This is a genomic window from Rothia nasimurium, from assembly GCF_928392795.1.
GTDB lineage: Bacteria > Actinomycetota > Actinomycetes > Actinomycetales > Micrococcaceae > Rothia > Rothia nasimurium_F.
Map to the genome: position 1 here is coordinate 39,276 of NZ_CAKMTJ010000011.1, position 22,178 is coordinate 61,453.

Sequence of the window (22,178 nt, forward strand, 5' to 3'; positions counted from 1 at the left end):
ATCACATACTGTAAACAGGTACTCCCCTCGTTAAATCACAAGTTTTCCACCCTGTGGATAACATGGTGATAAATCGGTGGGCCCTGCGGCTAAGCTGTGGGTAAGTTTTTTGCGTGACCTGAGATTAAAGGAGAGCCAGTGGGCGATTATATGGACCCGGAGCTTCAGAAGAAGTGGATGCACCTGGTAACCCTGTTGCGGGCAGATACTTCGGTGGCTCAGCGTCACCGTGCGCATATTGGCCTGGCTCAGCCTCACGCTTTTATGGGTAATGTGCTGCTGATTGCGGTGCCGAGCGAGTTTACCCGCGATATTTTTCAGCACGAGCTGAAGGAGACCCTGCAGGAGGCTATTACCGCGACCTTTGGCCAGGGGGTGACCGAGGCTTTCATTATTGATACCAGCCTCGAGAATTCTCCTGAGAAGGTGTCGCTGCCCGCAACCGAGCGTCCTGCTGCTCCGTCTTTCCCGGTGTCCGTTGAGCGGGATCCGGCTTCCCACACCGGTTTCGACGAAGCTGCCCACCAGCGTCCGGACGCCGCTCCTGCCTTTGGGCAGGCACCGGCGGCTACCGAATTTGCCCAGGTCAACCACGAGGTGGAGCCTCTTGAAGAGCCTGTTGAGGCAGGCGAGCTGGTCGAGGCACCCGCGGAGACGGGGGAGGCAAAGACCTGGGACTCCACCGCGCGCCTGAACCCCAAGTACACCTTCGACAGCTTTGTGATTGGCCAGTCCAACCGTTTTGCCCACGCAGCCGCCTTCGCGGTGTCCGAAACCCCGGCGTCTGCCTACAATCCCCTCTTTATCTACGGCGGCTCGGGTCTGGGTAAGACCCACCTGCTGCACGCCATTGGCCACTATGCTAAGAGCCTCTACCCCGGTTTGCGGGTGCGCTACGTGAATTCTGAGGAGTTCACCAACGATTTCATCAACTCTATTCGCGATAACAACGGCATTACTTTCAAGCAGATTTACCGCAATGTCGACATGCTCCTGATCGACGACATTCAGTTCCTGGCTGGGAAAGACAGTACCCAGGAAGAGTTCTTCCATACCTTCAACGCCCTGCACAACCACCAGAAGCAGGTGGTCATTACCTCTGACCTGCCGCCCAAGCAGCTGACCGGTTTTGCCGAGCGTATGCGCTCGCGTTTTGAGTGGGGTCTGATTACCGATGTGCAGCCGCCGGAGCTCGAAACCCGTATCGCGATTCTGAGTAAGAAGGCTCAGAACGAGGGTCTTGATGTGCCCGATGACGTGATGGAATACATTGCCTCGCACATCTCCACCAATATTCGTGAGCTGGAGGGCGCACTGATTCGTGTGACCGCTTTTGCCTCCTTGCAGGGGCAGCCGGTGGATATGCAGCTGGCGGAGCAGGTGCTCAAGGATCTGCTGCTAGACGACGGCGCCCAGGAGATTACGGCATCGCAGGTGTTGCAGGCGACGGCAGAGTACTTTGACGTGACGATTGATGATCTGCGGTCAAAGTCCCGTAGCCGGACTCTGGTGAACGCTCGTCAGATTGCCATGTATCTGCTGCGAGAGCTTACCGATATGTCGCTGCCCCGTATCGGCCAGGAGCTGGGCGACCGTGACCATACCACCGTGATGTACGCAGATCGCAAGATTCGTAACCTCATGGCGGAGCGTCGACCTATCTTTAACCAGGTCACAGAGCTTACCAACCGTATTAAGCAGGGGTCACGCGACGCATCCTAACCCTAAAAGGCCTAGTCACAGGGTTGTGGGTAACTTTGAGATTTAAGGGGTTTTAATGTGGATGTTAAGTGCATGAATATGCAAAGCCTGTGCAGTTCAGTGAATGCATAAATATCCATCCACTATTCATTCACAGTGGAGACGGGTTTTCTGCACAGGCACCCCACAAGCACTTGGTTGAGATTCCGGGCTCAAACGGGGTTTTCCACAGTTTTCACAAGGGTTATTAACACTACGATTCTTAAAGAAAAAACGTCAAATAACAAAAATCTGTGCTTGTGCTGCCGGGTGGGGTTGGGCTCTTGTAATTACAGATTTTCGTGAGGGCTCTTTGGTTCAGGGTCACGGCTTGTAATTACAGAAAAACAGCTTTAGTGCCAAGGTAGTCCGGTAGACTGGACACCTGAACTGTGCCCGTTTAAGGGCTTCTCATGTTTAAAGCTTTGGAAGGTGCTCCAGTGAAATTTACTGTCGAACGCGATACTTTGGCCGAGGCCGTCAGCTGGACTGCCCGCTCCCTCTCCCCCCGTCCGCCTGTACCGGTACTCTCTGGCCTGCTCATCAAGGCAGCAGCCGGTGAAGTGTCTATCGCCAGCTTCGACTACGAGACCTCAGCCAAACTCAACATCGCAGCCGATATCGCTGAAGAAGGCGAAGCCCTGGTATCTGGCCGTCTGCTTGCCGATATCTGCCGTTCGCTGCCCAAGTCTGACGTGCTCTTTGAACTGCGTGAGGGCAAGGTTCACCTCTCCTGCGGTTCTTCTAACTTCAACCTGTCGTCCATGCCTGTAGCTGACTACCCCGAGCTACCTGCCCTCCCCGCGGTATCAGGTACCGTTGAGGGCTCTGAGTTCGCCAAGGCTGTTACCCAGGTGTCGGTAGCAGCGTCGAAGGACGACACCCTGCCGATTCTGACCGGTGTACGCATGGAAATCGAGGGTGACCAGATCACCCTGCTCGCAACCGACCGCTACCGTCTGGCCATGCGCGAGCTGACCTGGAACCCCGCAGACGCTTCTATCTCAACCGCTGCGCTGGTCAAGGCTAAGACTCTTTCTGAGGTCGCCAAGACCCTGGGTGGTGCAGGGGAACTGTCCATCGCCCTGTCAGATGCCCATGAGCTCATCGGCTTTGAATCTGACTCCCGCCGTACCACCAGCCTGCTGGTCGATGGCGAGTACCCCAAGATTCGTTCCCTCTTCCCCGAAGTTACCCCTGTTCACGCTATCGTCCGCACTTCCGACCTCATGGAGGCCGTCCGCCGCGTCTCCCTGGTCGCTGAACGCAACACCCCCGTCCGCCTGGCCTTCAGCCAGGGCCAGGTCACCCTGGACGCCGGCACCGGTGAGGACGCCCAGGCAACCGAGGTACTGCAGGCCCACCTGCACGGCGACGACATCACCGTAGCCTTCAACCCCAGCTACCTCTCCGAAGGTCTGCACACCTTCGCGGCCAACAAATTTGTGCGCTTCTCCTTCACCGACCCCCGCAAGCCCGTTGTGCTCTCGGAACAGGACGACTGGCAGGCTGAGGACGAGAAGAACTACCGCTACCTGCTCATGCCTATCCGCCTGCAGAACCAGTAAAACCGCAGGTCAAACCGCTATCTCAAGGAGGGCGCGCTGTACATCGACCACCTTTCGTTGATGGACTACCGCACCTACCAGCTCCTGACTCTCCCCCTCACCCCCGGCGTCACCGTCTTTCTCGGGTCAAACGGGGTGGGCAAAACCAACATCGTTGAAGCCATCGACTACACCGCGCAGCTGGCTTCTCACCGGGTTAGTCAGGACGCCCCGCTGGTACGTGTGGGCGCTGACCGCGCCTACATCCGCACCCGCACAGTTCGCGGTAACCAGCAGACCGTCCTTGAGTTTGAACTAGCCCCCGGCAAAAGCAACCGGGTGCGCATCAACCGGGCGGCGCCCGTCCGCGCCCGTGAAGCCCTGGGCGTCACCCGCACCGTTCTCTTCTCACCCGAGGATCTGCAGCTGGTGAAGGGGGACCCCGCCGGGCGGCGCCGTTTCCTTGATGATTTGGCGGTATCCCTGCGCCCCTCTGTCGCCGCCTACCGGGCGGACTATGAGCGGGTTTTACGCCAGCGGAATTCCCTGCTCAAGTCCATGCGCTCGCGGCGCAGCACCGGGGCTGAGGACTCCTACACCCTGGAGGTCTGGAACAAGCAGCTGGCGGACGCAGGTGCCCACCTTCTGCAGGCCCGGCTGCGCACCCTGGCCCTGCTTCTGCCACAACTGCAGAGGGCCTATGCCGAGCTCACGGACGGCTCCAAGAACGTGAGCCTGGTGTACGACTCCACTGTTTTCCCGCCGATTTCAGCTAACCTTCTGCCGACCGCAGCCCTGATGGGGGTAGATGATCTGCGGGAGGCTATGCTGCGCGGTTTTGCCGATAAGCAGCGGGAAGAGCTGGAGCGCGGCGTGACCCTGGTGGGCCCCCACCGCGATGATCTTGCCCTGGAACTCGGTGGCATTCCGGTCAAGGGCTTTGCCTCCCACGGGGAAAGCTGGTCGTATGCCCTGGCTCTGAAGCTGGCCTCCTGGTATGTGCACCTGGCAGATAACGATGCCCCCGGTGCCTCCCCCATCTTGATTCTTGATGATGTCTTTGCTGAGCTCGATACCGCCCGCCGCCATAAGCTGGGTGCTATTGTTGCCGGTGCTGAGCAGGTGCTGGTGACCTGTGCCGTGGCCAGCGATATTCCTGAGGAACTGGGGCGTATCACCCTGGTGCGGGTGGAACCGGGTCGAGCCTGGGTGGGCCGTTCGCCACTAGGTAATATTCCAGAAAAGGAATAGATTGCTGTGCGGGACGATATAGCTCAAACGGAATACGGTGTGGAGGCTGTAGATGCCCCCCATGCCCTGCTCAGCCGCATTCGGGCTGCCAAAGAAGCCCGCGGTGAACACCGGGTGCAGGGCGCTGCCGGCCGGAAAATTATCAAGGACTTCGGCCGCGTCATGAACGCTGAGCCCGGCACCAAGGTACGCCGCTATGCCTCAACAGAATCTACCGGCCAACTGGGTGGCTATACCGGAGCTGGCCCCAGCGCCCGCGACCCGCAGAGCCTCGGCGGCCTGCTCGACCGCGTCATTATGGAACGTGGCTGGACCACTCCCCTGGCGGTTTCCTCGGTCATGGCCCGCTGGGATAAACTGGTCGGCCCCCAAATCGCCTCGAAAGCTACCCCCGAGAGTTTTGAAGACGGGGTGATGACCGTCCGCTGCGAATCAACCGCCTGGGCCGTGCAGATTCGCCAGATGAAATACGACATCATGCGCCGCTTCAACGGGGAGCTGGGGGACGACGTCGTCAAAGACGTACGGGCCTTTGGCCCAGCGGCTCCCTCCTGGAAAAAAGGGCGACGGGTTGCCCCCGGCGGGCGCGGCCCCCGCGACACCTACGGGTAGAAAACCCAAGAGCGCAAATTACAAAAATCGTTTCTGCGCCCCTGACCCCCTGACCCTGTGAGAACCCACAGCATCGGGGTTCCGGTCGCTCTAGCAGCGAGCTAGGGCTCTTCTGGCCCTAAGTACCCCTCTAAAACATCACAAAACAGGTTCAAAAATGGCCCTGTGCGGTAGAATTGAGAGCAGAATACGCGCGCCTGCCCGCCCGTACAGCAGCCCCACCCCGTCGCCTTGAGCGCGGGCGTCCGCGCTGAACGGCCGCCGGTGCGAGACCGACCATGCAAGGAGCCTAACTACCTGTGGCAACTGAAGAAACCTCCCACGAATACGGCGCAGCCGACATCACGGTCCTTGAGGGCCTTGAAGCCGTTCGCAAGCGCCCCGGTATGTACATCGGTTCAACCGGCGAACGCGGCCTGCACCACCTGGTCTACGAAGTCGTTGATAACTCCGTCGATGAGGCCCTGGCAGGGTACGCTGACCTGATTGAGGTCGTCATTCAGAAGGACGGCGCAGTGCGAGTTGCCGACAACGGGCGAGGCATTCCCGTCGATGAGCACCCCACCGAAAAGAAGCCCACCGTCGAGGTCGTTATGACCATCCTGCACGCTGGCGGTAAGTTCGGCGGCGGCGGGTATGCGGTCTCCGGCGGTCTGCACGGCGTGGGTATTTCTGTTGTGAACGCGCTCTCGACCAAGGTCGAAACCGAGGTGCGCCGCCAGGGCTACAAGTGGCACATCAGCTACGCCAACGGCGGCCATACCGTCAAGCCCCTCACCCGCGGGGAGGCCACCGACGAAACCGGCACCACCCAGACCTTCTACCCCGACCCCGAAATCTTCGAAACCGTCGAATTCGATTTCGAGACCCTGCGCGCCCGTTTCCAGCAGATGGCCTTCCTGAACAAGGGCCTGACCATCCAGCTCACCGACGAACGCGAGCTGCACGAGGGGGATGAAGTCACCGGCGAAGAGAAGCCCGAGAAGCTGCCCCTCAACCAGGTGGGTGCCGACGCCAACGGCTACAAGACCGTCACCTACATGTACAAGGACGGCCTCTTCGACTACGTGAACTTCCTGAACACCTCCAAGAAGCTCACTACCGTGCACGATGACATCATCGCTTTCGAAACCGAAGATACCGACCGCATGATGAGCCTGGAAGTGGCCATGCAGTGGACCACCGCCTACAAGGAATCGGTGCACACCTACGCCAATACCATCAATACCCACGAGGGTGGCACCCACGAAGAGGGCTTCCGTACTGCTCTAACCACCCTGATCAACCGCTTCGCCCGCGACAACAAGCTGCTGCGCGAGAAGGACGACAACCTCACCGGTGAGGATGTCCGCGAAGGTCTGACCGCCGTGGTCTCTGTCAAGATCTCTGAGCCCCAGTTCGAGGGTCAGACCAAGACCAAGCTGGGTAACTCCGAAGCCAAGGCTTTCGTTCAGCGCGAGACCATGGACCAGCTGGGCGACTGGCTGGAACGTAACCCCGGTACCGGTAAGGAAATCGTCCGCCGCGCTATCACCGCAGCCCAGGCCCGCCTGGCTGCCCGCAAGGCCCGCGAAACCACCCGCCGCAAGGGTCTGCTTGAAACCGGCTCCATGCCGGGCAAGCTCAAGGACTGCTCCTCCAAGGACCCCTCAATTTCAGAGATTTACCTGGTGGAGGGTGACTCCGCGGGCGGTTCGGCTGTGCGCGGCCGCAACCCCGAAACCCAGGCGATTCTGCCCCTGCGCGGTAAGGTGCTGAACGTGGAGCGCGCTCGCCTCGACCGCGCCCTGTCCAACGCTGAAATCCAGTCGCTGATTACCGCCTTCGGTACCGGTATCGGTGAGGACTTCGACATTGAGAAGGCCCGCTACCACAAGGTCGTCCTGATGGCGGACGCGGACGTGGACGGCCAGCACATCACCACCCTGCTGCTGACCCTGCTCTTCCGCTACATGCGTCCGCTCATTGAAGCCGGCTACGTCTACCTGGCCCAGCCCCCGCTCTACCGCATCAAGTGGTCCAATGCCCCGCACGACTACGTCTTCTCGGACGCCGAGCGAGACGCTGCCCTGGAAGCTGGCTACGCCAAGAACCAGCGTATCCCCAAGGACAACGGCATCCAGCGCTACAAGGGCCTGGGCGAAATGGACTACACCGAGCTCTGGGATACCACCATGGATCCTGAGCGTCGCACCCTGCTACAGGTCAAGATGGAAGACGCCGCAGCGGCAGACCAGATCTTCTCCGTGCTGATGGGCGAGGACGTCGAGGCTCGCCGAGAATTCATCCAGCAGAACGCAAAGGACATCCGCTTCCTTGATATCTAAGGCTTTTTAGTGTGAATTAAGCGCTATATAGCCAATATGGAATATAAAAATCAAGGACGAAAAACGAGGAACTTATGAGCGACGAGAACACCACCAGCTCACCCCAGCCCGTTGAGGGCGATATCGTTGCAACCGACGCAACCCCGGCACCTGCCGGCGGCAACGTTGAGGTTGTCGACCTGCGCTCCGAGATGGAGCGCTCCTACCTGGATTACGCCATGGCCGTCATTATCGGCCGCGCCCTGCCCGACGTGCGTGACGGTCTCAAGCCCGTGCACCGCCGCGTCATCTACGCCATGTACGACGGCGGCTACCGCCCCGAGCGCTCCTTCAACAAGTGCGCCCGCGTGGTCGGTGAAGTCATGGGTCAGTACCACCCCCACGGCGACGTCGCTATCTACGACACCCTGGTCCGTCTGATCCAGGACTGGGTCATGCGCTACCCCCTGGCCCTCGGCCAGGGCAACTTCGGCTCCCCCGGTAACGACGGTGCCGCAGCCCCTCGTTATACCGAAACCAAGATGGCTCCCCTGGCTCTCGAAATGGTTCGAGACATCACCGAGGACGCCGTGGACTTCCAGCCCAACTACGACGGCAAGAACCAAGAACCGGTCGTCCTGCCCTCCCGCATTCCCAACCTGCTGGTCAACGGCTCATCAGGTATTGCGGTTGGTATGGCCACCAACATCCCCCCGCACAATCTGCGCGAAGTAGCAGACGGTGTGCAGTGGTTCCTACAGAACCCCGAAGCTTCCAACGAAGAGCTGCTGGAAGCCCTCATTGCCCGCATTAAGGGCCCCGACTTCCCCACCGGCGCCACCATCCTGGGCCACAAGGGAATCGAGCAGGCCTACCGCACCGGCCGCGGCTCCATCACCATGCGTGCTGTGGTCAATGTCGAGGAAATTCAGGGCCGTACCTGCCTGGTCGTCACTGAACTGCCCTACCAGGCCAACCCCGATAACCTGGCCATCAAGATTGCTGAACTGGTCAAGGACGGCAAAATCACCGGTATCGCCGACCTGCGCGACGAAACCTCCGGCCGCACCGGCCAGCGCCTGGTCATCGTCCTCAAGCGCGACGCCGTGCCCAAGGTGGTGCTGAACAACCTCTACAAGCACACCCAGCTGCAGGAAAACTTCTCCGCCAACATGCTGGCGATTGTGGACGGCGTGCCCCGCACCCTTTCCTTGGACGCCTTCATCCGCCACTGGGTCAACCACCAGCTCGAAGTTATCATCCGCCGCACCCGCTACCGTCTGCGTCAGGCCGAAGAAGAAGCGCATATCCTGCGCGGCCTGCTCAAGGCCCTCGACGCCCTCGATGAGGTCATCGCGCTGATTCGCCGCTCCCCCACCGCAGATGACGCCCGCACCGGCCTCATGGACTTCCTCGACATCGACGAGGCCCAGGCCCAGGCCATTCTGAACATGCAGCTGCGCCGCCTTGCCGCCCTGGAACGCCAGAAGATTCAGGATCGCCACGACGAGCTCATGCGCATGATCGACGAATACAACGCGATCATCGCCTCAGAAGACCGCCAGCGCTCCATCATCTCTGAAGAGCTGGCTGAAATCGTTGCCCGTTTCGGCGATGAGCGCCGCACCAAGATTCTCATGGGCTACGACGGTGACATGTCCATGGAAGACCTCATCCCCGAGGAAGAAATGGTCGTCACCATCACCCGCGGCGGCTACGTCAAGCGCACCCGCAGCGACCAGTACCGCTCCCAGCACCGCGGTGGCAAGGGCATCAAGGGTGCCTCCCTACGCGGGGACGACGTGGTTCAGCACTTCTTCGTCACCTCCACCCACTCCTGGATTCTCTTCTTCACCAACCTGGGCCGCGTCTACCGCACCAAGGCCTACGAGCTCATGGAAGCCGGCCGCGACGCCAAGGGGCAGCATGTAGCTAACCTGCTGGCCTTCCAGCCCGATGAGACCATCGCCAAGGTTATGGAGCTCAAGTCCTACGAGGACGCCCCCTACCTGATTCTGGCCACCAAGAACGGTCTGGTGAAGAAAACCGCCCTGTCGGACTACGACACCAACCGTGCCGCCGGCGTCATCGCCATCAACCTGCGTGACGGCGACGAGCTGGTCTCAGCCCAGCTGGCCAGCGCCGAGGACGACCTGCTGCTGATCTCCCGCCAGGGCCAGTCCCTGCGCTTCACCGCCTCTGACGAGGCTCTGCGACCCATGGGTCGCGCAACCTCCGGTGTGACCGGCATGAAGTTCCGCGACGGTGACGAGCTGCTCTCGGCCAACGTCGTCACCGACGACTCCTTCGTCTTCGTGGTCACCGCTGGCGGCTACGCCAAGCGCACCCAGGTCGACCAGTACCGCGTACAGGGTCGAGGCGGTCTCGGCATCAAGGTCGCCAAGCTGGCAGAAGACCGCGGCGAGCTCGTCGGTGGCCTGATTGTGGGCGAAGAGGACGAGGTCATGGTCGTCATGCAGTCGGGCAAGGTCGTGCGTACCTCGGTCTCAGAAGTACCGGCCAAGGGTCGCGACACTATGGGTGTCATTTTCGCCAAGCCCGGCAAGAACGACGAGATCCTCGAAGTTGCCCGCAACTACGAGCGCAACATCGATGAGGCAGACGACACCGACGAAAACAGCGCCGAAAGCCCCGAAAAGCCGGCAGATGAAGTACCTTTAGAAAACAACACCACCCCGGCAGTAGCCGACACCGCAGACGCACTTGGAGGTAAGAGTGAGCACTAAAAGCACCGGAACCGCACCGCGGCCAGCGCCGCGAGCCGGCACCCCGCGCGCTGCCCAAGGTAAGGCACGCCCCCAGAGTGCGGCGTCCGCAGGTGCTCAGCGCAAGCCGCTGGTGCGCCCCGCCCCCCGCTCGAAAATCCGTCGCGCTCGCCTGGTCGTTGCCAAGGTAGATACCTTCTCGGTCGCCAAGCTCGTCTTCCTGCTCTCGGTCGCCATCGGTATCGCTACCGTGGTTGCAGCCGTCATTCTCTGGCTCGTCATGCAGGCCACCGGCGCCTTCCAGAGCCTCAACGACCTGCTGACCCTACTCGGTACCACCGGTGACGCCGTAGACATCTCCCAGTACCTCTCACTGGGGCAGGTGGCTCTCTACAGCACCATCATTTCCGTGGTGAACGTCGTGCTCTTTACCCTGCTCGGCACTCTTGCAGCCATGCTCTACAACGTGGCAGCCAAGCTGGTCGGCGGCGTGGGTGTGACCCTCACCGACGAATAAACACCGAGTAAAACTCTCATCTAGCCCCGTGGCACCCTGTTTTTCAGGGAGCCACGGGGCTTTTTGGGCCCATTTAAAGCGTTGTGTCTCAGAACACTCTCTTTCGATTTGGCAAGGCGCTAAAACCTGTGTAAAGTTATATCTCGTTCTGATGAACACCAAGGGCGTATAGCTCAGACGGTTAGAGCGCTACACTGATAATGTAGAGGTCCCAGGTTCAATTCCTGGTACGCCCACTCACCTTGGTCGAAAGGTTGACATGAAGAAATTTATGGCAATCACGCTCGCTGCATTAGCAACAGCAATAGCGGCAAAGAAAGCCAAGGATTCTCAGGAGAATAAAAAAACTTGGGAAGAAGCTACAGATAAAATTTCATAGGTAGCACCCGATGGGGGCGTGGCGCAATTGGTAGCGCACCTGCTTTGCAAGCAGGGGGTTAGGGGTTCGAGTCCCCTCGCCTCCACTCTTCGGTGATTATAGCAAGAGGGAAACACCCGGTCCCATCCCGAACCCGGAAGTTAAGGCTCTTAGCGCCGATGGTACTGCACTGGCGACGGTGTGGGAGAGTAGGTCATCGCCGAATTAAATTTGGTAAGGAACCCCCAGTCGAAAGACTGGGGGTTCCTTTTTCTATAAACACTAAAAATTTATTCCGATAGTTCTCTGGGGTAGGTATAGAGCTATTGTCGGCAGAGTCGCCGGTGAGGCTCGGAGTTGCCTGCAATGACTAACAGCACAAGCGACTCTAGTCTGTTATGGCCTTGAAATAAGCAGAGAAGCATGAGAATAGAAACCGTGACTACAGAACTCATCATTCTGGTGATCGTAGTGCTGACCGCACTAGCCTTCGACTTCACCAACGGCTTCCACGACACCGCCAACGCCATGGCCTCATCTATCGCCACCGGCGCCCTCAAGCCCAAGGCGGCTGTCGCTCTCTCAGCCGTCCTTAACCTCATCGGCGCCTTCCTCTCCATTGAGGTAGCTAAGACCGTCGGCTCCGGTCTCATCGACCTTGAAACTGCCGGCGGTGGCCCCAGCCTCATGCTGATCGTCTTTACCGGCCTGGTAGGCGCAATCCTCTGGAACGTCTTCACCTGGCTGCTGGGCCTGCCCTCCAGCTCCTCTCACGCCCTATTCGGCGGCCTGATCGGCGCAACCCTGGCATCGCTGGGCACAAGCGGTGTGCTCTGGAACGGCGTGCTGATGAAGATCATCGTCCCCGCCCTGATGGCCCCGCTGATTGCGGGTGTGGTTGCCGGTGTCGGTGCCGCCCTTATCTACGGGATCACCAAGCCCGTCCCCGCCGAACAAAAGAAGAAGAACTTCCGCTTCGGCCAGATCTCTGCCGCTTTCCTGATGTCCCTGGCGCACGGTACCAACGATGCACAGAAGACCATGGGCGTCATCTTCCTGGCCCTGGTTGCTGCCAACGAAATCAACCCCGAAGCGGACATCCCCTTCTGGGTTCGCCTGGTCTGCGCCCTGGCTATCGCCCTGGGTACCTACCTGGGCGGCTGGCGCATCATCAAGACCATGGGTAAGGGTATCGTCGATATTGAAGGCCCCCAGGGCTTTGCGGCGGACGGCTCCTCGGCAGCTATCATCCTGACCTCCTCCCACTTCGGTATGGCCCTGTCTACCACTCACGTTGCAACCGGCTCCATCATCGGCTCCGGCCTCGGCCGTCGCGCCAAGGTGAGCTGGTCAACCGCCCGCCGTATGGTCATCGCCTGGATTATCACCCTGCCCGCCGCTGGCTCCGTCGGTGCGCTGACCTGGTTCGTGGGTAACGGCATCAACTCCATGACCGGTAGCGCCTGGATGGGCGAGGCAACCGTCTTCCTCATTCTGGTTGGTTTCTGCTTCTGGATGTGGGCCCATTCCCGCAAGAGCGCCGTCAGCCACATCGATATGCACTCGGGTGAGGCTGTCACCGCCCGTGAGGTGCACACCGAGTCGATTCCCACCGTGAAGGCTGGTTCCTAAATGTTGATTGTTGATATCTTCCACAAGATTTATCCCGTCTTCCTGGCCGGTCTGGGCTTTGGTGCTGGCCTGCCGATTCTCTACGCCCTGGGTGTACGCCTGATGAGCGGCACCGCTGTAGAGACCCCTGAGGGTGCTGTCTACACTGAGCCTGCCCCTGCGGCCCGCGCTGCCGCCTACGTACTGTTTGCGGTGCTGGCTTTGGCTGTTGTGAGCGGTATTCTTTGGATTGCCAAGGACTTCATCTACGCCTACACCGGCTTCAACTTCCTGGGAACTGCAGGCTAAAAGGGTTCTGTATATAGACGGCGGGGGCTGGTGGTTTGTAACCACCAGCCCCCGCTGTTTTTAAGGGGCGGACGCCGGTGGGCTGGTGTCTTGTTTTGTGAGGGGAGGCGCAGGTAGGGTGCGAAGTATGGTGCTCAACGACCTTCCTCTCCGCAGTATCACCGCCCGTAGCGACTTCGAACTGCTCACGGGCGTCCGCGCACAGACCTGGCCTTACCGCCTGGCTGTGACTCGTGCGGCGCTCGCCGGCCTCAGTTTCGGGCAGCTCACGGTTATCGTGGGAGAAAACGGGGCTGGCAAGTCTTCCCTGGTTGAATCCATCGCAGAAGCCTATGGCCTGCCACTTGGCGGTGGGGATAACCGGGTTGCCCGCCCCACCTTTGAACAGTCCTCCGCTTTTGGGGCCGACCTGCAGGTAGTGCGAGGTGCGGCAGGACGCCGGGCAGGGCTCTTCCTGCGAGCTGAGGGAATGCTGGCTCATCTGGAACACATGGCCAGCTTCGGCTCAACACAGGCAGTCGATATTCTGCGCCTCTCCCATGGGGAGGGTACCCAGTGTTTACTTGAAGAATCCTTCGATAATTACGGCCTTTGGATCCTTGATGAACCCGAATCGGGTCTATCTTTCTCGGGGCAGCTTGAACTGTGCGCTCGCGTCCTTGCCTTTCTTGAGCGAGGCGGGCAAGTAGTGCTCTGCACCCATAGCCCGCTCCTTGCTGCGCTCGCTGCACGCCGCAATGAGCTGGTGTGGGAAATAGGGGAGTGGGGGATCCAGAAACTGGCCTGGGCTGAGCTCGATATGACCACCCACTGGCGCAATATGCTCGATGACCCTGATATGTACCTGCACCACCTTGGGTAAACCGGGGTGCATCGCCTATTTTTCAGGTTTTTACCGAAAATCTGTGGCGGAGCTAACCGTGCATTTGATAGAATTGGTTTGCGCGTGCAAAAAACCTGTAGTAAGGTAGAAGCATAACACCACGGGGGCGTGGCGCAATTGGTAGCGCACCTGCTTTGCAAGCAGGGGGTTAGGGGTTCGAGTCCCCTCGCCTCCACTCTTCGGTGATTATAGCAAGAGGGAAACACCCGGTCCCATCCCGAACCCGGAAGTTAAGGCTCTTAGCGCCGATGGTACTGCACTGGCGACGGTGTGGGAGAGTAGGTCATCGCCGAATTAAATTTGGTGAGGAACCCCCAGTCGAAAGACTGGGGGTTCCTTTTTTGTGTATGCGGTTTTTGTGGGGTGCAAGCTGGTGGCGGGAGGTGGCATGCATGCGAGCGTGTGTGATATCGCTGAGCGTGCGCATGGTAGGTGCACGCTCAGCGATATGGTGCACTCTCGCGTCCCCGTCATAAATAGCCAGATATGGCCCCGTATAGGTAAACTGGACACCTCAAAAGTAAGTAGTGTTGCAATCTCTGTGATTGCAGGTGCAAGGACGCACCAGCGAGAACAAAGGCAAAACCATGTCACCACAAGCAGTTGGCTTCGCCCTCCTTATCCTCGGCGTAGCCCTTCTCATCGGCAAGATTATTCGAGTCAAAGTGGGCTGGGTACAAACCCTCTTTTTGCCCAGCTCCATCGTGGCGGGCGTCCTGCTACTCCTGCTCGGCCCGCAGGTTCTTGGCCGCTTCTCCGGCCCCTGGGGTGAAAACGGCCTCTTCACCGACGCTATGCTCACCACCTGGGGAGCCCTCCCCGGCCTGCTCATCAGCGTCATCTTCGCAACCATGTTCCTGGGCCAGGAACTCCCAACCCCCAAGCGGGCTGTGCAGCTCGCCGGCCCCCAGCTCTCCCTGGGCGTGGCTCTAGGGTCGGGCCAGTACGTCGTGGGCCTGCTCCTTGCCGCCCTGGTACTCGTCCCCGTCTTTGCAGCCTCGCCCATGACCGGCGCCCTCATCGAAATCGCCTTCGAGGGCGGGCACGGAACCGCTGCCGGTATGCGCGGCGTCATGGAAGACCTGGGCTTCAGCGAAGGCGCCGACCTGGCAGTTGGTCTGGCAACCGTAGGTATTGTGGGAGGTATCGTCATCGGTATTGCCCTCATCAACTGGGGCGTGCGCACCGGCAAGACCGAAATTCTCAAGGGCGATGCCAAGATGTCGATTGCCGAGCAGAAGGGTCTCTTCCGCGAGGACGAGCACTACTCGGCTGGCACAATGACCTCCCGTCCGGCATCCGTTGAACCGCTCTCCCTGCACATGGCGATTATGGCTCTGGCCGTGCTGATTGGCTGGTTGATCTTGGAGGCCCTGCGTTGGATTGAGCAGCAGACCTACGCCTCCGTCATGTTGGATGACAACACCCCGCTTGAAATCTTCGCTTACGTGCCGCTCTTCCCCATGGCCCTGCTCGGCGGCGTTATCGTGCAGATGGTTGCTAAGGCGGTGGGCGCTGACTCTATCATTGACCACCAGATGATGCTGCGTATTCAGGGCTGGGCTCTGGACTTCCTCATCGTTGCCGCTATCGCCAACCTCTCCCTGCAGGCTGTGGGTGAGAACATCGCCGTCTTTGCCATTCTGGCGGTAGCCGGTATCGGCTTCAACGTGGCTATGTTCCTCTGGCTGGCCCCGCGCCTGATCGGCCGCTACTGGTTCGAACGCGGCATCGGTGATTTCGGCCAGTCTATGGGCGTGACCGCCACCGGCCTGATTCTGATGCGCGTGGTGGATCCCAAGGGCGAATCCCCAGCTTTCGAGGCCTTTGGCTACAAGCAGCTGGTTTTTGAGCCCTTCTTCGGTGGCGGTCTGGTGACGGCCCTGGCGGTGCCCGTCATTTACCTGACCGGCATCTGGCCCCTCTTCTTCGTCATGCTCGCTATCTTCATTATCTCTATTGCGGTGGGCCTGATTTTCCTGCGCCCCAAGGAGATGAAGGACCGCGAGCGCCACACCCAGCAGATGCAGCAGGTCAAGGCTAAGGACGCTTAAGCACGGAAGGACGCACGGGTACCCCGGGCGAGGGGAAGGGTTCTGCTAGGCTGAAACCACCATGACCCACCCATACCCAGAACAGCCTTATAACGCCCCACCTGGGGAAAGTGCGTCCGTTCAGACCCCGCCTGAGCAAACCGTGCCAGCTCCGCCTGTGCCGGCTGAAGCCGTGCCTGCCAGCGTGCCCGCCCAGACGCCTGATACTGCCGTCCCTGGCATTGAGAACAAGTCCTATACCCGGCGCAATATTCTGATTCTGCTGGGTGTACTGGCCGTTCCCACGGCGCTGGTTCTGGCGCTTGTGGCCTATTTCGCGGGGTCTCGCAGCCACATGACGTTGGGCGGAGGGAGCATCTGGGATTCGTCGATACTGACCGGTGACGGCTCATCAAACTCAGATGCCACCTGGCTCAGCGTTGCCGATACCGGCAGTATAGAGTCGGGCGTCCTTGCCGAGCACCTTGCGCAGACAGTGCCCCAGCTGGGTGGTACCAGCGGAATCTTCCAGCGAGAGCCCACCCATGCCACCTACATTTACCTGCCGAGCGGTGGCTCCATCGACATTGACAGCCACGAGGAAATCCCTATTACCCTCTTTGCCGAGACCTGGCAGGCGATCCTCACGCGGGCGTCCGACGAGCGCATGGGGTCGGGTGAGTGCTTCCGCTCGCGGGGCTGACGAATACGAAACCGAGGCTCCCTGGGCCGAGGTCACATACTACCTCTACGGAGATAAGGGCTCAGACCAGCAGGCCCTACTCGTTGATATGGCCAGCTGGGAGCCCCTGGAGGGGGCAGACCTTGAGAGCGTTTCGTACGTGGAGGAGACCCAGATTGATGCCGAGACGATACAGGTTTTCGTCTTCGGCCCGTTGAGCGAGGTGCAGGCCTGGTCGAGTTCTGCCGCCCCGATTGCTCAGGCATTCGCGGCGTACACCGAGGGGCTAGAGGTCGTGAGTATCAACAAATACCGGGACTCGACCGACTACTTTGTGACCGCCCGCTTTGAGAGCTACACGGGAGATACGGACGCCGCCCGCCAGGCCATGGTCGAGGGCGTGCAGGGAACAGCGATTGGCAGCGCCTTTACCCTAGACCTGATGGATGCCACCACCTCGGCCTACTACTTCGAGGGCCGGTGGGACGTCTACGCATCAGAAACCTCAGAATAAGCCCCCCTACAGCAAAGGCCCCGGCCTCCCTGAGCGGGAGCCGGGGCCGGGCGTCCGCGCTCGCAATCAACGAGGGGCGGACGCGCGTGAGCAGCTAGTGAGGACTAGGCAGCGGGGGTCTTCCAGGGGTCCTCAACGGGGCGAGAAGCCTTGAAAGCGGCTGCGCCCGCGACAGCGCCAGCAACCAGCAGACCAAAGACCAGCAGGCCCTTGTTGCCGCTCTTAGAAGCCTTCTTCTGCTCCTTGGCGTAACCCTTAGCGGCCTTAACAGCAGCCTTCTGAGCCTTCTTCAGCGCCTTCTTGTCGCCGGTGACCTTAGCAGCAACGGTCTCAACCTGAGTGGGGACCTCAGCGTCGGAGAGCTTATCTGCAACGGTGGTGGCAACGTCAGCAGCCTTAACGCGGGCGGTTGCTACAGCGTTCTCAACGGCGGGGGTGACATCGTCGATGGTGTGCTGAATCTTGTCAGCCAGGGTGGCCTGGACCTTCTCCAGCTTCTTGGAGCTGTCCTTAGCGGCAGCCTGGGTTGCCTTGGAGATGCTCTTACCCTGCTTCTCAGCAGCCTTCTGCAGGGCTGAAACCTTCTTGCCGGTGAGCTTCTCGGCGCGAGCGGCCTTCTTCTCGGCCAGGGCGGTCAGCTTGTCAGCCTTCTTGCCGGTGTTCTTAGCGGCCTTTGAGAAGAACTTCTCTGCCTGCTTCTGAGCCTTCTTAGCCTTGCTCTTCTTGCACAGTGCCATGGGTGTTTCCTCCATGTGTGGGGCGGCCCCTCACCTAACTCGTGAGTTCGAGTAGAGCGCGGTGGCCAGCAACTTACATTTAGTATCAGCTTACTTTCTAAAACCTTAAAAGTGTTTTGCGGCGGCGCAAAAACCCTCGTGTTTCTCTGCCCGCTAAAGTTAAGGGCTCCTGAAGGGTGGGCGGACGCTGGTGCGCACCCGCTCGAATGCGACGTGAAATCCCGAGCGGGTGGTGTTTGAACGGACGTTCGGGACGGAGAGTCACATTCGGGGGATATGCGGTTCTAAATCTTTCTAAGGCGTTCTAAAATATTTTTTAGAACGCCTTAGAAAGATTTAGAAAGCAGCGAACGATGAATCAAGACCTTAATCCCTTCACCCCCGGAGCAGGGCTCACACCGCCTGAACTCACAGGCCGAGACCAAGAAATCATTGACTTCGACAGGCTCGTAGCCCGCAGCAAAATGCGCCTGACCGATAGAGGGCTTATGCTCTACGGTCTACGCGGAGTCGGTAAAACCGTCCTGCTTCGCAGATTAGAAACCCATGCAGAACGCTCCGGCTGGCTCACCCTCAGACTCGAAGGGAGCCTTACTTCCTCTGCCCAAAAACAGCTTCGTATCAAACTCGCACGAGATCTTGCCCAGCAGACCAGGGTAGCCACCCAAGGGCACACTGGAAGTGCAATACAGCGAGCAATCGCCTCTATTGCCGAACTATCACTGACGCTGGGCTTTGCCCAAGCCCGCCTAGTGCTCAAACCTAAGACTGACGAACCTGCCTTCACCACCGGCGTCCTCGATATAGACTTCCCCGAAGCAATCTTGAACCTGGCAGAAGCCCTCAAAGAACTTCCCCAGCCTAAAGCTATCGGTTTTTTCATTGACGAAATCCAAGACCTCGACAGCGAACTGCTCGATATGCTCCTGACAACCCAGCATGAGGCGGGACAACGGGAACTACCTTTTTACATCATCGGGGCTGGTCTACCCTCAGTGCCCACCCGTCTAGGGGAAATCAAAACCTACGCTGAACGCCTCTTCAGCTACCGCGAAATAGGTGCTCTTACCCCGGATGCGACCCGGCGGGCTTTCATTGAACCTATCCGCAGGCCCGGCGGTCACATCGTAGCAAGCGCCCTCGAAAAAGCAACCGTAGCCTCGCAGGGCTACCCCTACTTCATTCAGCAGTACGGGCAGGCTATCTGGAACTCTGCCGCCCAACAGACCATCACCGACGATGATGTGCTTGCTGGCCTTGCCGTAGGGCGAAGCGAACTAGATAGCGGTTTTTACCTCACCCGCTGGCAGCGGACTACCGATGCAGAACAGGACTACCTGGTTGCTATGGCCCGCGTGATGAAAGGTCAGGCCGCCCGCACCGGAGAAATCGCAGAGACCCTGAATAAGACAGCTAACGGAACCAGCGTGGTGCGTAAATCCCTCATTGAAAAAGGGCTGGTGTACTCGCCGGGTGTAGGCCAGCTGGCCTTTACAGTGCCGGGAATGCAGGACTTCGTGCTGAGACAGGCGGGGCAGGTATAGGCCGCCCGCCGGCGTCCGCCCCTTTCACTCACCGCAAAAGCTCAGGTCATATCTAGCGGCTGCCCACCTGCCCGTGCGAGAATAGGGGCATGACTGCAACTGCAAAAGCAACTATTCACACCAACCACGGTGACATCGTCGTTAACCTCTTCGGTAACCACGCACCGCTGACCGTCAAGAACTTCATCGGCCTGTCCGATGGCACCCAGGAATGGCGCCACCCCCGCACCGGCGAAGTACAGGAAGGCCCCCTCTACAAGGACGTCATCTTCCACCGCATCATCCGCGACTTCATGATTCAGGGCGGCGACCCCCTCGGTCAGGGTATCGGTGGCCCCGGCTACCAGTTCAAGGACGAAATCCACCCCGAACTGAGCTTCAACAAGCCCTACCTGCTGGCTATGGCCAACGCAGGCCCCGGCACCAACGGCTCCCAGTTCTTCATCACCACCGTTGAGACCCCCTGGCTCAACGGCCGCCACACCATCTTCGGTGAGGTTGTAGATGAGGACTCCAAGAAGGTCGTTGACGCCATTGAAGGTGTAGCAACCGGCGCTATGGACCGCCCCGTCGAGGACGTCGTTATCTCTTCCATCGACATTGAGCAGCTCTAAGCTTTAGAAGCTACTGAGGTAAAGGCCCGCCCGCCCTGGGTGGGCCTTTGCTCTACCCCTAGAAAAAAATTTTCGTGAGCGGCTGACGCCGCAGGTGAAAGGACGAGCCCGTGAGCGAGCAGGTCGGTAGGTACGGCTATTCCAGTGATGAGACTCCGGTATGCCCCCGCCACCCTGATCAGGTGACCTATGTGCGGTGCGGACGCTGCGGGCGGCTAGCCTGCGGGCAGTGCCAGGTGCCGCTTGAGGTGGGCATGATGTGCGTGGACTGCCTGGCAGAAGCGCAACGCTCAGCGCCGCGTATCCGCTACGCTAAAACCGCTCCCACTATTACATATGCTCTTATCGGTATAAATAGTGTGGTGTGGATTTTGCAGTTCTTCTTCGCTAGCATCACCACTTTCGGTATCTATAACCCCCTCTACGTGGAATACACGGGTCAGTGGTACCGTCTGCTGACCTCTGGGTTCTTGCACTCGCCCAACAACGTCACCCACCTGCTCCTTAATATGTTCACCCTCTACCTCTTTGGGCAGGCGCTAGAGCCGCTCATGGGAAAGTGGAAGTTCCTTGCCACCTACCTGTTCTCAATTATTGGTGGCTCCGTGGCAGTGCACCTGCTGGCATCTGTTCTGGGTGGCATGGACGTCAGCACCCTGGGAGCTTCCGGTGGCGTCTTTGGTCTCTTCGGGGCTTTCTTTGCACTGTCTCGGGCGCGCCAGCAGAGCACCAGCGGCATCGTAATTCTGGTGGCTATCAACTTTGCTTTCGGCTTCCTCATGCCGGGTATCTCCTGGGAAGCCCACCTGGGAGGTCTAATCACGGGTGCGCTTGTCGCTACAGTTCTTGATCGGATTCCAAACCGTTCACAGTGAAGTCGATGTGGCGAAGAAGTGCGGGGCCGTCGGTATGACGGCCCCGCACTTCTTTTATTCACAGGTTTTATCCACAGCTGTTAATAACTACAGAGGTGTAATTCCACAGATGTTAAAAACCTGTGTACAGGGCTAAAAGGCTTTAAATGGAGCCTGTAATTACACCGGTGTAAGAGATTTCCCCAGTTTTATCCCCACCTGTGGATAACTTTCATCCGCAGGGTGTAGAAAACCTGTAATTTCAAAAAATGACTATTCAGCAGGCAATACTTCGCCTGTGAGGGCATCAACCTTGACCGAACCCACGTCGTTGCCGCGGGCGTCCTCAAAATCAACCTCCCACACCAGGGCGCCGTTCTGATCGTCAAGATCAAGGTCGGTGGCAACCTGCCCGCCACGACCCTCAGCAGCGGTACGGACGGCGTCCGCAGCTAGAACCTGAGCCGCAGTCGCACGCGCTACATCATCAGCATCGTCGCTGGTCTCTTCATCGGCTATAGAACCATCGGCGAAGACGGTGAGTTCATGCTTGACCCCGTCCACCACTATGTCAAGATCAAAGCTGTCTTGGGTCTCATCTTCCTCATCCGCCTGCACCACGATGCCACCGGGGCGGGCAGCCAAACCCTGCTCAAGCGCAGTAAGCAGGGCTCCCGTTTCGGCAGGGCCCTCAAGGGTAGGGGAGGGGCTGGCAGATGTAGTTGCCTGGCTGCTTGTGGCAGATGCGCTGGTAGCAGCTGCACTGGTGGTTGCTGCAGAGGTTTGAGGGGCGCTGGTCTCGGCGCTCCCTGAACCACACGCTGCAAGTACCAGCGCCGCTACTGCCGCTGAAGAAGTGAAAACAGTCTTTTTCATAGAAAACATCATGCGCTCATTCTTTCAAGCCAACATGAAACCAGGATTAAACGAGGCTTAAACCGCTACTTGCCTGAAGCTTCAATCAGCTCAGCTACGGTCTGCGGGGCGCTTGCAGCTGAGGCAACAAAAGACTGCTCAGCGGTGCGGACGGTCGGCACCACGGCATTACCGTCATTGACGCTCTTAACGTAGGCCTCGGCGTCCGCGTCCTCCCAGATATTCACCCAGAGGGCTCGCTCACCCATCTCGCCCAGGCCGGCGTCCAGGCGCTGGCAGAAAGGGCACCCCGGGCGCCAATAGATTGCGACGCCACCCTCGGCGACAAAGGTTTCGGGGCTCTGTTGCAAAAATCGTGAAGCTTGAGCATGCTTGGCGGAGATTGGACGGACGGAACGATGACGGATTTCAAGTGGCGCCATTTCCAGGGTGATGTGATCCTGTGGGCGGTGCGCTGGTATTGT

General features: G+C 59.3%; 20 protein-coding genes, 3 tRNA genes and 2 rRNA genes. 22 read left to right on the forward strand and 3 right to left on the reverse strand.

The window, feature by feature from the left end; all coding sequences use genetic code 11:
• The first annotated feature begins 150 nt into the window (after positions 1 to 150).
• From dnaA to L6963_RS11025, 19 genes are all read left to right on the forward strand, one after another.
• Entirely contained in the window at positions 151 to 1,722 is a 1,572-nt protein-coding gene (dnaA, locus tag L6963_RS10935; protein WP_423816801.1) for a chromosomal replication initiator protein DnaA, read from the forward strand.
• 458 nt (positions 1,723 to 2,180) lie between these two features.
• The gene (gene dnaN / locus L6963_RS10940) at positions 2,181 to 3,308 is read left to right on the forward strand and encodes a DNA polymerase III subunit beta (RefSeq protein WP_237187032.1); all 1,128 of its coding nucleotides are present in this window, start codon (positions 2,181 to 2,183) and stop codon (positions 3,306 to 3,308) included.
• A gap of 36 nt (positions 3,309 to 3,344) precedes the next feature.
• Complete coding sequence (recF, locus tag L6963_RS10945; protein ID WP_237197768.1) at positions 3,345 to 4,538, forward strand: DNA replication/repair protein RecF; 1,194 nt, start codon at positions 3,345 to 3,347, stop codon at positions 4,536 to 4,538.
• A 39-nt stretch (positions 4,539 to 4,577) separates the two neighbouring features.
• On the forward strand, positions 4,578 to 5,150 hold the full coding sequence (locus L6963_RS10950) for a DUF721 domain-containing protein (protein WP_237225465.1): 573 nt from the start codon (positions 4,578 to 4,580) through the stop codon (positions 5,148 to 5,150).
• A gap of 299 nt (positions 5,151 to 5,449) precedes the next feature.
• Positions 5,450 to 7,477: a DNA topoisomerase (ATP-hydrolyzing) subunit B gene (gene gyrB, locus L6963_RS10955; protein ID WP_185173774.1), complete on the forward strand. Its 2,028-nt coding sequence runs from the start codon at positions 5,450 to 5,452 to the stop codon at positions 7,475 to 7,477.
• A 74-nt stretch (positions 7,478 to 7,551) separates the two neighbouring features.
• The gene (gene gyrA / locus L6963_RS10960; protein ID WP_237207653.1) at positions 7,552 to 10,203 is read left to right on the forward strand and encodes a DNA gyrase subunit A; all 2,652 of its coding nucleotides are present in this window, start codon (positions 7,552 to 7,554) and stop codon (positions 10,201 to 10,203) included.
• Positions 10,193 to 10,699 carry a DUF3566 domain-containing protein gene (locus L6963_RS10965; RefSeq protein ID WP_237187036.1) on the forward strand — a complete coding sequence of 169 codons (507 nt, stop codon included), beginning with the start codon at positions 10,193 to 10,195 and terminating at the stop codon, positions 10,697 to 10,699. Before gyrA ends, L6963_RS10965 begins: the two co-directional genes overlap by 11 nt.
• 162 nt (positions 10,700 to 10,861) lie before the next feature.
• Positions 10,862 to 10,935 (forward strand) — tRNA-Ile (locus L6963_RS10970).
• A gap of 23 nt (positions 10,936 to 10,958) precedes the next feature.
• Entirely contained in the window at positions 10,959 to 11,078 is a 120-nt protein-coding gene (locus L6963_RS10975; protein WP_237205123.1) for a DLW-39 family protein, read from the forward strand.
• A 12-nt stretch (positions 11,079 to 11,090) separates the two neighbouring features.
• A tRNA-Ala gene (locus tag L6963_RS10980) sits at positions 11,091 to 11,163 on the forward strand.
• A 3-nt stretch (positions 11,164 to 11,166) separates the two neighbouring features.
• Positions 11,167 to 11,283, forward strand: a 5S ribosomal RNA gene (gene rrf / locus L6963_RS10985).
• A gap of 212 nt (positions 11,284 to 11,495) precedes the next feature.
• Complete coding sequence (locus L6963_RS10990) at positions 11,496 to 12,689, forward strand: inorganic phosphate transporter (RefSeq protein WP_237207654.1); 1,194 nt, start codon at positions 11,496 to 11,498, stop codon at positions 12,687 to 12,689.
• On the forward strand, positions 12,690 to 12,977 hold the full coding sequence (locus L6963_RS10995; RefSeq protein ID WP_237207655.1) for a hypothetical protein: 288 nt from the start codon (positions 12,690 to 12,692) through the stop codon (positions 12,975 to 12,977). It abuts the gene before it with no gap.
• A gap of 127 nt (positions 12,978 to 13,104) precedes the next feature.
• Positions 13,105 to 13,839, forward strand: coding sequence for an ATP-binding cassette domain-containing protein (locus tag L6963_RS11000; protein ID WP_237207656.1), 735 nt, complete (start codon positions 13,105 to 13,107; stop codon positions 13,837 to 13,839).
• A 123-nt stretch (positions 13,840 to 13,962) separates the two neighbouring features.
• Positions 13,963 to 14,035: transfer RNA gene (locus L6963_RS11005), tRNA-Ala, on the forward strand.
• A 3-nt stretch (positions 14,036 to 14,038) separates the two neighbouring features.
• Positions 14,039 to 14,155, forward strand: a 5S ribosomal RNA gene (gene rrf, locus L6963_RS11010).
• Between the two features lie 292 nt (positions 14,156 to 14,447).
• Positions 14,448 to 15,914, forward strand: a complete 1,467-nt coding sequence (locus L6963_RS11015; protein WP_237198228.1) for a sodium/glutamate symporter — start codon at positions 14,448 to 14,450, stop codon at positions 15,912 to 15,914.
• 142 nt (positions 15,915 to 16,056) lie between these two features.
• Positions 16,057 to 16,596, forward strand: coding sequence for a hypothetical protein (locus tag L6963_RS11020; RefSeq protein WP_237197751.1), 540 nt, complete (start codon positions 16,057 to 16,059; stop codon positions 16,594 to 16,596).
• Positions 16,571 to 17,089: a hypothetical protein gene (locus tag L6963_RS11025; protein ID WP_237207657.1), complete on the forward strand. Its 519-nt coding sequence runs from the start codon at positions 16,571 to 16,573 to the stop codon at positions 17,087 to 17,089. The genes L6963_RS11020 and L6963_RS11025 overlap by 26 nt, the downstream gene beginning before the upstream one ends.
• Before the next feature lie 104 nt (positions 17,090 to 17,193).
• Here L6963_RS11025 and L6963_RS11030 read toward each other — a convergent pair whose 3' ends face one another.
• Entirely contained in the window at positions 17,194 to 17,826 is a 633-nt protein-coding gene (locus L6963_RS11030) for a hypothetical protein (protein ID WP_237207658.1), read from the reverse strand.
• Between the two features lie 353 nt (positions 17,827 to 18,179).
• On the opposite strand from L6963_RS11030, the gene L6963_RS11035 reads away from it, so the two are divergent.
• The 3 genes from L6963_RS11035 to L6963_RS11045 all read left to right on the forward strand — a co-directional run bounded on the left by L6963_RS11035 (position 18,180) and on the right by L6963_RS11045 (position 20,859).
• Positions 18,180 to 19,370 carry an ATP-binding protein gene (locus L6963_RS11035; RefSeq protein WP_237197754.1) on the forward strand — a complete coding sequence of 397 codons (1,191 nt, stop codon included), beginning with the start codon at positions 18,180 to 18,182 and terminating at the stop codon, positions 19,368 to 19,370.
• A gap of 89 nt (positions 19,371 to 19,459) precedes the next feature.
• Positions 19,460 to 19,984, forward strand: a complete 525-nt coding sequence (locus tag L6963_RS11040; RefSeq protein ID WP_237197756.1) for a peptidylprolyl isomerase — start codon at positions 19,460 to 19,462, stop codon at positions 19,982 to 19,984.
• A 110-nt stretch (positions 19,985 to 20,094) separates the two neighbouring features.
• Positions 20,095 to 20,859, forward strand: coding sequence for a rhomboid family intramembrane serine protease (locus L6963_RS11045; protein WP_237197758.1), 765 nt, complete (start codon positions 20,095 to 20,097; stop codon positions 20,857 to 20,859).
• A gap of 252 nt (positions 20,860 to 21,111) precedes the next feature.
• Here L6963_RS11045 and L6963_RS11050 read toward each other — a convergent pair whose 3' ends face one another.
• Both L6963_RS11050 and L6963_RS11055 read right to left on the reverse strand, forming a co-directional pair.
• Positions 21,112 to 21,726, reverse strand: a complete 615-nt coding sequence (locus L6963_RS11050) for a PepSY domain-containing protein (RefSeq protein WP_237207659.1) — start codon at positions 21,724 to 21,726, stop codon at positions 21,112 to 21,114.
• A gap of 53 nt (positions 21,727 to 21,779) precedes the next feature.
• Positions 21,780 to 22,136, reverse strand: coding sequence for a glutaredoxin domain-containing protein (locus tag L6963_RS11055; RefSeq protein WP_336603544.1), 357 nt, complete (start codon positions 22,134 to 22,136; stop codon positions 21,780 to 21,782).
• Positions 22,137 to 22,178 lie beyond the last annotated feature (42 nt).

Excerpts from the sequence above, each read along its gene's own strand:
- L6963_RS11050 (WP_237207659.1), bottom strand. The coding sequence starts at position 21,726 with ATGATGTTTTCTATGAAAAAGACTGTTTTCACTTCTTCAGCGGCAGTA.
- L6963_RS10975 (WP_237205123.1), top strand. The coding sequence starts at position 10,959 with ATGAAGAAATTTATGGCAATCACGCTCGCTGCATTAGCAACAGCAATA.
- L6963_RS10995 (WP_237207655.1), top strand. The coding sequence starts at position 12,690 with ATGTTGATTGTTGATATCTTCCACAAGATTTATCCCGTCTTCCTGGCC.
- L6963_RS11030 (WP_237207658.1), bottom strand. The coding sequence starts at position 17,826 with ATGGCACTGTGCAAGAAGAGCAAGGCTAAGAAGGCTCAGAAGCAGGCA.
- L6963_RS11015 (WP_237198228.1), top strand. The coding sequence starts at position 14,448 with ATGTCACCACAAGCAGTTGGCTTCGCCCTCCTTATCCTCGGCGTAGCC.
- L6963_RS11040 (WP_237197756.1), top strand. The coding sequence starts at position 19,460 with ATGACTGCAACTGCAAAAGCAACTATTCACACCAACCACGGTGACATC.
- L6963_RS11035 (WP_237197754.1), top strand. The coding sequence starts at position 18,180 with ATGAATCAAGACCTTAATCCCTTCACCCCCGGAGCAGGGCTCACACCG.
- L6963_RS11055 (WP_336603544.1), bottom strand. The coding sequence starts at position 22,136 with ATGGCGCCACTTGAAATCCGTCATCGTTCCGTCCGTCCAATCTCCGCC.
- L6963_RS11000 (WP_237207656.1), top strand. The coding sequence starts at position 13,105 with ATGGTGCTCAACGACCTTCCTCTCCGCAGTATCACCGCCCGTAGCGAC.
- gyrA (WP_237207653.1), top strand. The coding sequence starts at position 7,552 with ATGAGCGACGAGAACACCACCAGCTCACCCCAGCCCGTTGAGGGCGAT.
- dnaA (WP_423816801.1), top strand. The coding sequence starts at position 151 with ATGGACCCGGAGCTTCAGAAGAAGTGGATGCACCTGGTAACCCTGTTG.